The 11,579-nt window shown below is 48.7% G+C and carries 10 protein-coding genes and 1 pseudogene; 10 read left to right on the top strand and 1 reads right to left on the bottom strand.

Annotated elements, in window-relative coordinates; genetic code table 11:
- Nucleotides 1-190: 190 nt before the first annotated feature.
- The 10 genes from BM184_RS12250 (at nucleotide 191) to BM184_RS12205 (ending at nucleotide 9,977) form a co-directional block, all read left to right on the top strand.
- Entirely contained in the window at nucleotides 191-736 is a 546-nt protein-coding gene (locus BM184_RS12250; RefSeq protein WP_086942792.1) for a dCTP deaminase/dUTPase family protein, read from the top strand.
- A 104-nt stretch (nucleotides 737-840) separates the two neighbouring features.
- On the top strand, nucleotides 841-2,223 hold the full coding sequence (gene radA, locus BM184_RS12245; protein WP_086942791.1) for a DNA repair protein RadA: 1,383 nt from the start codon (nucleotides 841-843) through the stop codon (nucleotides 2,221-2,223).
- Nucleotides 2,224-2,249: 26 nt separating this feature from the next.
- The gene (locus tag BM184_RS12240) at nucleotides 2,250-3,344 is read left to right on the top strand and encodes a PIN/TRAM domain-containing protein (RefSeq protein WP_086942901.1); all 1,095 of its coding nucleotides are present in this window, start codon (nucleotides 2,250-2,252) and stop codon (nucleotides 3,342-3,344) included.
- A 48-nt stretch (nucleotides 3,345-3,392) separates the two neighbouring features.
- Entirely contained in the window at nucleotides 3,393-4,862 is a 1,470-nt protein-coding gene (gene gltX, locus BM184_RS12235) for a glutamate--tRNA ligase (RefSeq protein ID WP_086942790.1), read from the top strand.
- 77 nt (nucleotides 4,863-4,939) lie between these two features.
- A complete protein-coding gene (gene epsC, locus BM184_RS12230; RefSeq protein WP_086942789.1) occupies nucleotides 4,940-5,470 on the top strand; it encodes a serine O-acetyltransferase EpsC in 531 nt (176 codons plus the stop codon).
- A gap of 70 nt (nucleotides 5,471-5,540) precedes the next feature.
- Entirely contained in the window at nucleotides 5,541-6,953 is a 1,413-nt protein-coding gene (gene cysS, locus BM184_RS12225; protein ID WP_086942788.1) for a cysteine--tRNA ligase, read from the top strand.
- On the top strand, nucleotides 6,938-7,363 hold the full coding sequence (locus tag BM184_RS12220) for a Mini-ribonuclease 3 (RefSeq protein WP_086942787.1): 426 nt from the start codon (nucleotides 6,938-6,940) through the stop codon (nucleotides 7,361-7,363). Before cysS ends, BM184_RS12220 begins: the two co-directional genes overlap by 16 nt.
- A gap of 115 nt (nucleotides 7,364-7,478) precedes the next feature.
- Nucleotides 7,479-8,195 carry a 23S rRNA (guanosine(2251)-2'-O)-methyltransferase RlmB gene (rlmB, locus tag BM184_RS12215; protein ID WP_068561493.1) on the top strand — a complete coding sequence of 239 codons (717 nt, stop codon included), beginning with the start codon at nucleotides 7,479-7,481 and terminating at the stop codon, nucleotides 8,193-8,195.
- A 43-nt stretch (nucleotides 8,196-8,238) separates the two neighbouring features.
- Nucleotides 8,239-8,754: an NYN domain-containing protein gene (locus BM184_RS12210; RefSeq protein ID WP_086942900.1), complete on the top strand. Its 516-nt coding sequence runs from the start codon at nucleotides 8,239-8,241 to the stop codon at nucleotides 8,752-8,754.
- Nucleotides 8,755-8,978: 224 nt separating this feature from the next.
- The gene (locus tag BM184_RS12205; protein ID WP_086942785.1) at nucleotides 8,979-9,977 is read left to right on the top strand and encodes a LacI family DNA-binding transcriptional regulator; all 999 of its coding nucleotides are present in this window, start codon (nucleotides 8,979-8,981) and stop codon (nucleotides 9,975-9,977) included.
- Nucleotides 9,978-10,095: 118 nt separating this feature from the next.
- Here BM184_RS12205 and BM184_RS12200 read toward each other — a convergent pair.
- Nucleotides 10,096-11,400, bottom strand: a pseudogene (locus tag BM184_RS12200) (6-phospho-beta-glucosidase); the annotation flags it as partial.
- Nucleotides 11,401-11,579 lie beyond the last annotated feature (179 nt).

The raw sequence follows: 11,579 nt of genomic DNA, 5'->3' as shown, positions 1-11,579 counted from the left end.
AACCTCAGGAATTAGTCATGAAAAAGTCTCAATTCATTGCTATAGTTTGCACAGCGCTCGCTCCGGCAGCTTCAGGAAAGCTCAAATGCACAACTAAACCGTGAAAAACCGCCGTTGTTTTGGTAAAATGGTTCTTTGATGCATAAGAAATCGATGCAGCGATACTAGAGAGAAAAAGGGGTTTTGATAGATGAGCAAAAGAGGGTTTGAAGTCATCAGCAGTTATGCCGATAAAAACATCCAATTGCCCAAGCGTGCAACGAAACACGCAGCGGGATATGATTTTGAAGCAGCCGAAGAAATCGTCTTGCCGGCGATCTGGAAAACGGTCGTGCAAAGCGCGGGATCGCATCTGGCGGAACTGTTCGGCAGCGACAAAGATGAGGCGCTCGAAAAGAAAGAGCAACTTTTGCGTCCGCTTTTGGTGCCTACCGGGATCAAAGCCTACATGCAGGAAGATGAGTACCTGCAATTGACGAACCGTTCCAGCAATCCGCTGAAAAATTTCATCGTGCTGCCGAATGGCGTGGGCATAGTCGATGCGGATTATTACAATAACGAGGGCAACGAAGGCCACATCTACTTCCAGTTCCTGAATTTCGGCTTGCGCGACAAAGTCATCCGCAAGGGCGACCGCATCGGCCAGGGCATCTTCCTGCAGTTCCTGAAAGCCGACCAGGATGAAGCGGAAGGATCGGAACGCACAGGTGGTTTCGGCTCGTCAGGCCAGGCCTAAAAAGAAAAGCCGAATCCGCGGGTATTTGCGGATTGTTATACGTAGAGCAGGCTTTTTTGTGATAAAATAGGATAAGTAGGTTCATACTTGAAGGAGAGATTCATTTGGCAAAGAAAAATGCAGTGAAATACGTTTGTCAGGCTTGCGGATACGAGTCGCCGAAATGGCTGGGACGCTGCCCGAACTGCGGCACTTGGAACCAAATGGAGGAAGAAAAGGAAGCGACGAAAGCCGTGAAGCAACAGCAACGTTCCAATTTCAGCGGGAATGTTCCTGAGGCGATCGCCATCCAGGACATCAAGACCGAGAACCTGCCGCGCGTCAAAACGCAGATGGAAGAGGTCAACCATGTGCTGGGCGGAGGGATCGTGCCCGGTTCGCTGATCCTGATCGGGGGCGACCCCGGAATCGGCAAGTCCACCTTGCTGCTGCAAGTTTCGGCGCAGATCAACCAAGGCGGCCACCGCGTCCTTTACATCTCCGGAGAGGAAAGCGCAAGTCAGATCAAATTGCGGGCGGAACGGCTCGGCGTCAAGGGCACCGATTTCTACATCTACCCGGAAACGGATATCGATGCGATCCGCAACACGATCGAGCGGATCAAGCCGGAATTCGTCATCGTGGATTCGATCCAGACGATGATCCATCCGGACAACACGAGCACGGCCGGCAGCGTCTCGCAAGTGCGCGAATGCACCGCCGAATTCATGCGGATCGCAAAGAGCAACGACATCGCGATCTTCATCGTCGGTCATGTGACGAAGGAAGGCGCCATCGCCGGGCCGCGGATGCTGGAACATATGGTGGATACGGTGCTTTATTTTGAAGGCGACCGTCATCATGCTTTCCGGATCCTGCGCGCCGTCAAAAACCGTTTCGGCTCGACAGATGAAATAGGCGTTTTCGAAATGATCGAGGGCGGCCTGCGCGAGGTGCGGAACCCTTCCGAACTGTTCCTGGAAGAGCGGCTCGCCGGAGCATCCGGATCGGCAGTCGTTGCGTCACTCGAAGGCACGCGCCCGATTTTGGCCGAAATCCAGTGTCTGATCACGCCGACGGTCTTCGGGAATGCCCGCCGGACTGCAAGCGGTTTGGACTACAACCGGGTTTCGCTGATCATGGCCGTGCTGGAAAAACGGGCGGGCTTGCTGCTGCAGAACCAGGATGCCTACTTCAAATCGACAGGCGGCGTGAAGCTGGATGAGCCGGCCATCGACCTGGCAGTGGCGGTCAGCATCGCTTCAAGCTACTGGGACACCGAGACTTCCGCGACCGAGTGCTTCATCGGCGAAATCGGCCTGACCGGGGAAATCCGCAGGGTGAGCCGAATCGAGCAACGCGTCAACGAAGCCCAAAAATTGGGCTTCACAAAGGTATATCTGCCGAAGAACAACATGGCTGGCTGGAAGCACCCGGAGGGCATCCAGATCATTCCTGTCGCAACGCTTCAAGAAACACTGCGCAAAGTATTTCCGAATAAAAATTGATGACAGAAGGAAAGAGAGGGAAGCCTTTGAAACGGAAAATCATTACGGCCGTCTTCCTGATGGTGGGCGGCAGCGCCGGTATTACAGCACTGCCTTACCTGTGGGAATTAGCGGGCATACGAAACAATCTTTTCAATAATGTTTTTGTTAATTTTGGGGTTGGAGCACTTATATTTTATTTATTGTCATTTTTATTGATGAAATTGATTTTGGATATCATGCAAAAGATAGAGAATTATTTCAGTACCTTATCGGTCAGCTTCATGCTGTTCGGTTCGATCGGAACAATCATCGGGCTTGTATTGGCTTGGCTGATCGGCATCCCCTTGACATCACTGCGGATTCCGGTCGTCAACGACGTGCTGCCGGCTATCCTGTCCTTAATCCTGGCGTATCTGGGATTCCGCGTGGGAACGACCCGGATCGAAGAATTCCGTAAACTGTTCGCACCGAAACCGAAAAAGCAGGAAGAGCCGCAGATGCTTGACCGCAAAGCGGATGATACTTTCCGCAAATACAAAATTTTGGATACGAGCGTCATCATCGACGGACGCATCTACGACATCGCCAAAACCGGCTTCCTGGAAGGCGTCATCGTCATTCCGAACTTCGTATTGCGCGAACTGCAGTATATCGCGGATTCCTCTGACAGCCTGAAGCGCGTCAGGGGCAGACGGGGATTGGACATCCTGAACAAACTCCAAAAAGAAGAGGACATCGTTGTGGAAAGCTACGATGGCGAATTCGAAGAGATTCCTGAAGTCGACAGCAAGCTGATCCGTTTGGCGAAACTGATCGATGGTGTTGTCATCACGAACGATTATAACTTGAACAAAGTCTGCGAGTTCCAGAATGTGCCGGTGTTGAACATCAACGCCTTGGCCAATGCCGTGAAGCCGGTCGTCATACCCGGCGAATACATGGTCGTCACCGTCATCAAAGTCGGAACGGAACGTAACCAAGGGGTGGCCTACCTGGATGACGGCACGATGATCGTCGTCGAAGAGGGACAGCATTACATGAATGAGACGATCGAGGTCGTCGTCACAAGTGCCTTGCAGACAGCTGCCGGCCGCATGATCTTTGCGAAGCCTGCGCATTCACAAAAAGGAATCAAATAGAAAATCCAGCACGACATAACCAGCTTCACAGAAAAGGGGATACTTCATATGACAAAGAAAATCCGCGTACGTTATGCACCAAGCCCAACCGGTAACCTGCATATCGGAAACGCCCGTACTGCATTGTTCAACTATCTGTTTGCCCGCCATAACGACGGCGAGTTCATCATCCGTATCGAAGACACGGACCAAAAGCGCAACCTTGAACACGGCGAAGAAAGCCAACTGCAAAACTTGAAATGGCTGGGGATGGACTGGGATGAAGGCCCGGACAAACCAGGCAATGTCGGACCGTACCGTCAATCCGAAAGACAGCATATCTACGATCCGTTGATCGATCAACTGCTTCTTTCCAACCGCGCCTACAAGTGCTACTGCACCGAGGAAGAATTGGAAACGGAACGCGAACAGCAAAGAGCACGCGGCGAAATGCCTCATTACGGCGGAAAATGCGCAAACTTGACGCCTTCCCAACAAGCAGAAAAAGAAGCACAAGGCATTACGCCGGTCATCCGTTTCCGTGTGCCGATCGAAAACACCTACACATTCGATGATATCGTCAAAGGATCGATCACATTCGAAGCCAGCAGCGTCGGCGGGGACTATATCATCCGCAAACGCGACGGTTTCCCGACCTACAATTTTGCGGTTGCCGTGGACGATCACATGATGGGCATCACCCACGTCCTGCGCGGGGATGACCACATCGCCAACACACCGAAACAAATGATGATCTACGAAGCGTTCGAATGGAAAGAGCCTGTTTTCGGGCACATGACGCTGATCATCAACAGCGAAACAGGCAAAAAATTGAGCAAACGCGATGAAACGATCCTGCAGTTCATCGAACAATACAAAGACTTGGGCTACCTTCCGGAAGCGATGTTCAACTTCATCACGCTGTTGGGCTGGTCACCGGTCGGAGAAGACGAGATTTTCTCGAAAGAAGATCTGATCAAGATGTTCGATCCGGAACGCCTGAGCAAATCGCCAGCCGCCTTCGACCAGAAGAAACTGGAATGGATCAACAACCAATACATGAAGAGCGCCGATTTGGATACAATCGTCACTTTGGCCGCGCCTCATTTGGTGGCTGCCGGCAAATTGCCGGAAAACCCTAGCGAAGCTGACAGCGAGTATGCGAAAAAGCTGATTGGTCTGTACCACGAGCAAATGAGCTATGCCGCTGAGATCGTTGCGCTATCCGAAATGTTCTTCGCTGATGAAATCAACCTGGACGCAGAAGCGCAGGAAATCATGGCTGCCGAAACAGCGCCGACCGTGCTTGCCGCATTCAAGGAACAATTGGTTGCCATCGAGCCGTTCGAAGAAGCCGAAATTCTGGGAGCCATCAAGGCAGTCCAAAAAGAAACCAAAATCAAAGGCAAGAACCTCTACATGGCCATCCGTGTCGCCGTCAGCGGACAAATGCACGGGCCTGAAATCGGTAAGACCATCGAAGTGCTGGGCAGAGAGAAGAGCTTGGCTCACCTGAACAGCGTACTGGAAAAAATGTAGGACCGACAAAAAAGTATAGCAAAAATGAGCTGATTCTATATAATAGATGGATAATCCAAAAAGGAGCATGAAATGACTTGAATAGATTAAGCGAAACGATTCAAACCATAAAAGATCATGATCCGGCCGCAAGGAGTACGTTGGAAGTCGTTCTGACGTACCCGGGGTTACATGCCATCCTTATATATGATATCGCTCATTTTTTTTATAAGCGAAAATGGTATACCTTCAGCCGGGTGATTTCGCATCTCGGGCGTTTCTTGACCGGAATCGAGATCCATCCCGGAGCGACGATCGGCAGGCGTCTGTTCATCGACCATGGCATGGGGATCGTCATCGGAGAAACAGCCGAAGTAGGCGATGATGTCATGATTTACCATGGCGTGACGCTGGGCGGCACCGGTAAAGATACCGGCAAACGCCATCCCACCATCGGGAATAACGTGCTGCTTTCCGCCCATGTGCAGGTGTTGGGACCGATCAAAATCGGCGACAATGCCAAAATCGGGGCATCGGCTGTCGTCGTCAGCGAAATTCCGCCTGATGTCACAGCGGTCGGCATACCGGCAAAAATCGTCCGTTACCATAACCATAAGCTGAAAGACTAGAAAAAAACTGAATAATCAGCAAACGAAAAAGGGCGTCAGCCCTTTTTTCGAAGCTGGAAAGGAGTGCGCAATGTTAAAAATCTACAATACCCTGACGCGCGAAAAAGAAGAATTCCAACCGATCCAAAAGAATAAGGTGGGCATGTACGTCTGCGGTCCGACCGTCTACAACTACATCCACATTGGCAACGCGCGCAGCACAGTGGCTTTCGATACCGTCCGCCGCTATCTGGAATACCGCGGCTATGACGTGAATTTCGTCTCGAACTTCACCGACGTGGACGACAAGATCATCCGCGCCGCAAAAGAAATGGGCATTTCCGCGAAGGAAGTCGCCGAAAAGTTCATCGCGGCCTTCTATGAAGACACAGCGGCTCTGCATGTCGAAAAAGCGACGCTGAATCCGCGCGTGATGGAAAATATCCCGGACATCATCGCCTTCATCGGCGATTTGATCGATAAAGGCTATGCCTATGCGGCTGACGGGGACGTCTATTACCGCACTGGCAAGTTCAAGGACTACGGAAAACTGAGCGACCAATCGATCAAGGACCTGATCGTCGGCGCCAGCGAACGCTTGGACTCGGAAGAGAACATCAAGAAAGAGGATCAGCTTGATTTCGCGCTTTGGAAAGAAGCGAAGCCGGATGAAGTTTCCTGGGAATCGCCTTGGGGTCCGGGACGCCCGGGCTGGCACATCGAATGCTCCGTGATGGCGACCAAATACTTGGGCGACACCATCGATATCCACGGCGGCGGCCATGACCTGACTTTCCCGCATCACGAGAACGAGATCGCCCAGAGTGAAGCCAAGACCGGCAAAACCTTCGCGAACTATTGGATGCACAACGGCTTCGTCACGATCGGCGAAGACGCTGAAAAGATGAGCAAATCGCTCGGAAACTTCGTGACGGTGCATGATATCCTGAAGGAAGTCGATCCGCAGGTGCTGCGTTTCTTCCTCGGAACAGCGCACTACCGCCGTCCGGTCAAGTACAGCGACAAAGCCATCGAAGAAGCGAAAATCAACCTGGATAAGGTCAAGATTGCCTATCAGAACGCGCATTATCGCCTGCAGGATGCTGTTGCGGCACTGCCGGATGATGCGGAAAAACTGGTTTTGTTCCAGAATCTGCAGCAGCAGTTCGTCGCCGAAATGGACGACGATTTCCAGGCGGACAACGCCATGTCGGTCGTTTACCAGTTCGCCAAGGAACTGAACATCTACGCGGAAGGCGAAGCCGTTTCCGAAGCAGTCATCAACGAAGCACTTGTTTTGTACAAGGCGATGGTCGGCGTCTTCGGCGTCGTGCTGGAGGAAGAGTCTTTGCTGGACGATGATATCCAGACACTGATCGATGAACGGACACAAGCCCGAAAAGACAAAAATTTCGCCCGCAGTGATGAAATCCGCGATTACCTGAAGGATCAGGGCATCATCCTGGATGACACTTCACAGGGCACCAGATGGAGAAGAGCATAGTGACAGAACAAAATTGGAGCCTATTGAACGGACTTGCCCTGGCCTATGTCGGCGATGCCGCTTATGAGACCTATATCAGAACGCATTTATTAGAAAAAGGACACACCAAACCCAACCAGCTCCACCGCCGGGCGACTTTCTTCGTTTCCGCTAAAGCCCAAGCGAAGCTGATGCACGCGATGCTGGCCAAAGAGGGCTTCCTGAGCGAAGAAGAACTGGACATGTACCGTCGCGGCCGCAACAGCAAGAGCCATACAATCGCTAAAAATGCGGACGTAACGACCTACCGCATCGCGACCGGCTTCGAGTCGTTGATGGGCTATCTGCATCTTTCCGGGCAAAAAGCACGGCTTGAAGAGTTGATCCGTTGGTGTATCCAAGAAGTCGAGGAAAATAATTATGAAAAATAAACCGAACCGCGCGTTCAAAGACAGCCGCAATGCACCGAAAAAGGGCAGACCGGAACCAAAGCCAAAACGACGCGATGACGCAGAAAAAGAAACACCCGAAAATGAAGACTTCGTGATGGGCCGCCACCCGGTATTGGAATTGCTGCGCTCCGATCGCGACGTCAACAAACTGTTCATCCAAGACGGATTGGGCGGAGAAAAATTGGGCGACATCATCAAGCTGGCGAAAGACCGCAAGATCCAGATCCAAGCGGTGCCGAAGTCCAAACTGGACACGTTGTCCGACAATGCCGTCCATCAAGGCGTCATCGCCGCTACGGCCGCTTTCCAATATGCCGTGCTCGATGATCTGTTTGAAGCGGCTGCCGCCAAGAACGAAGATCCGTTCTTCATCATCCTGGATGGTGTCGAGGATCCGCATAACCTTGGTTCCGTGCTGCGTACCGCGGATGCCTGCGGTGCCCACGGAGTCATCATTCCGAAGCGCCGCGCAGTCGGCTTGACGGCGACCGTCGCCAAAGCATCGACAGGCGCCATCGAGCATGTGCCGGTCGTGCGCGTAACGAATCTGCACCGCACCATCGAAGAACTGAAGGAACGCGGCGTCTGGATCTACGCCACCGATATGTCAGGACAAGATTACCGCCAGTGGGATACAACCTTGCCGTTGGCGATGATCATCGGCAACGAAGGCAAAGGCATTTCGCGCCTGTTGAAGGAATCCGCTGACGGCCTGTTGACCATCCCGATGGTCGGCCATGTCCAGAGCCTGAACGCCGGCGTTGCAGCCGGACTGATGATGTACGAAGTTTTCCGCAAACGCCACGTTTGATCTGTAGCGTCTGCGAACCAGAAGAAGCGAGGTGAAGGCCATGTTGAAGAAAGAAATCCTGATAGTGGACGGCTACAATATGATCGGCGCCTGGCCGGAACTGGTGAAGCTGAAGAACCAGGACCTCATCGAAGAGGCCAGGGATCAACTGCTGCAGGCGCTGTCCGATTATCAGAACTATGAAGGGAATGAAGTCTGGTGTGTCTTTGACGCCCAGTTCGTACCCGGCATCACGAAAGAATACTCCAAATACCGCGTGAAGGTCATCTTCACTGCGCAAGGGGAGACCGCCGACACCTACATCGAAGGCGTCGTCAAAAAACTGCGCAACGTGCTGACCGAAGTCTATGTCGCCACCAGCGACCTGGCCGAACAGCAGCTCGTCTTTTCGAAAGGTGCCCAGCGCATCTCCGCCATCGAACTCTACAAGGACATCAAGCGCTCCAAAAAAGCCTTGGAGACCGAAAGCCGCCGCTTCCGCGACCAACGCCAGCGCGGCACCTGGTCGGATGACCAACTGGAGATCCTGAAGGAAATCTATAAGGATATGCTGGATTAGTTCATAAATCAAAAATACAGTCCCAAAAGAATTCTTTGTACAGAAATCTTTTGGGGCTGTATTTTCTTTTTAGAAGAACAAGCCTATCAAGAAAATTGCAGGAAGATAGATTTGGCTATACGCAGATTGTCGGACAAGAAAATCTTTTGGTCGTGTTGGGATGAATTCATCCACTTAATCCGATATACTTACTGAAAGCGATATAATCTTGGAGGTAAAGAACGATGTCTACTATTTCAGATGTAGCAAAGTTAGCAAAAGTGTCTGTAAGCACTGTTTCTAGAGTAATTTCCGGAAAGGGATATGTCAGTAAAGAAACGCAAAAGAAGGTTTTACAAGCCGCTCAGGAATTAGCGTATTCTCCTAATTTGATCGCTCGAAATTTACAAAGCGGTAAAACCCAAACGATCGGATTCATAACAAATAGCCCTCTCGGATTCCCAAATTCTTTTTTAGGCACGTTTATTGCTATTGCGAATTTGCATGATTACTATGTGACTTTATATTTTACGAATGGTGATAAAAACAAAGAAATCGATGTTCTGAATCAAATGAAACATCGTCAGCTGGATGGTATCTTTGTATTTAACAGATCAAATGAATGGAGTGTATTTGAGTCTTATACAGCATATGGACCAATTGCTACTAGGTACAGAATCAATTCTAAACAGATTTATTCTTCTCACATCGATCATTATCCTATCTATTTAGCTTCTTTAAACTACCTGTATCAGCAGGGATATAAAAAAATTGCCCACTCTATGGGCAATCCCGAGAACAGGAATACTAAAGCTCGAATCAAGGCCATCAATAGTTTTTATCAGGGTAACGGATTATTATTGAATGTTGACTGGCTGTTCTGTGAAACGTCAACCGAAAACAATGGCAACCAACTTGCGCATTGGTTTCATCATGCAACAGATAAGCCTGAAGCTCTTGCATGTCATTCGGATTCTATTGCCGTTGAATTTATTTCCGAATTACAGAACTTAGGATATAATGTCCCCCGGGATGTCGCTGTGATTGGTTTTGATAATAGTGATATCAGTAGATTGATGCATGTAACAACTGTTGATTATTCCGCAAATCTTCAAGCCGAGAATTCTTTTGTTCATCTATATAATCAATTGAACAACACCAATATCCCACAACATCACCTTGAATATAAGTTGATTGAGCGTAAAACGACTCCAAAAATAAATGATTACATAGAACAGGATTGACCATAGCGCCAAACAAATAAAGAAAATAGCCAGATACCTGCAATAAAAAGCAGTGTATCTGGCTATTGGTGATTCTCAAATGAATCGCTGAAACAATGGATATACTTTAAACGTGCATTCAGTTATTGGAGGTGTCTTCACCGTTACTTGCAATTACCTTTTTATACCAATTAAATGATTTTTTTGGCGTTCTCTTCAAAGTTCCGTTTCCCTCATTATCCCGATCAACATATATGAAACCATAACGCTTTTTCATTTCACCAGTTCCTGCAGAAACTAGATCAATACATCCCCAAGAGGTATAACCCCAAATCTCCACACCATCTATGTTTACAGCATCTCGCATAGCATCAATGTGTTTCGCCATATAATCAATTCGGTAGTCATCGATTACATAGCCATCAGCATCCGGCAGGTCAATTGCACCTAAGCCATTTTCGACAACAAATAATGGTTTTTGATAGCGGTCATACAAATTGTTTATTGTTGTTCTGAAACCTTGGGGGTCAATCTGCCAACCCCACTCACTTAATTCAAGATAGGGATTCTTGGCAGACTTTACGATATTGCCAGGAGTATATTCCACTTCAGTATTTTCTTGCCCAACGGAAACACGCGTTGCGTAATAACTGAATGAAACGAAATCAACTGTATTTTCTTTCAAAAAGTCAAAATCTCCCTCTACAATAAAGGATTCATATCCTTTGCTTTTTAATTGTTTTAAAAAGAATGGAGGGTAAGATCCCCTAGCCTGGACATCAACTAAGTAATATTCCTTACGGCCATCTTCATAAGCTGCCCAAACATCGCTTGGATGACAGGAGTATGGATAGTACGTACCTGCTGCCATCATACAACCAATTTTGTTTTCCGGATCAATTTCATGTCCTATCTTCACCGCCAAGGCAGATGCTAAAAGCTCGTGATGCGCTGCTGTGTACATTGCAAGTTCTTTGTCTTCGCCCTCATTAAAAACGAGCCCAGCTCCCATAAATGGTGCATGTAAAATAACATTGATTTCGTTAAACGTTATCCAATATTTAACCAGGCCTTTGTACCTTGTAAACAATACGCGCACAAGATTTTCGTAAAAGTCGATAATCTTGCGATTTTTCCATCCCCCGTATTGTTTGATTAAATGAATGGGGCAATCAAAATGAGTAATTGTTACTAAAGGTTCAATTCCGTACTTATGGCACTCTTTGAATAAGTCTTCGTAAAATGCTATGCCTTCTTCATTTGGAGCCGCTTCGTCTCCATTAGGGAAAATACGTGTCCATGCAATGGATAAACGGTAAGTTTTGAAACCCATTTCGGCAAACAAAGCGATATCTTCCTTATAGTGATGGTACATATCAATGGCCTCTTTGGCTGGATAAAAGTGCTCATCATCAAATTCTAAATGTTTTATTTTACCCGTTATACCTTCATTCCCGTGTAAATTATAACGAGGAATGCAAAAAACGTTGATATAAAAGGAATTTTCTGGCTATTCCTATTGAATTTCCGCACTTTCCACGTTATAATTATAACGTGGAAAGGCGTGATTTTATGAGTTTAGTATATGTAACCAACAAGAAGAACGGCACTACCTATGTTTAC

The organism is Trichococcus pasteurii, assembly GCF_900112935.1.
Lineage (GTDB): Bacteria > Bacillota > Bacilli > Lactobacillales > Aerococcaceae > Trichococcus > Trichococcus pasteurii.
Note: the sequence above shows the minus strand (reverse complement) of the source record. Positions and strands in the feature narration are given on the sequence as shown.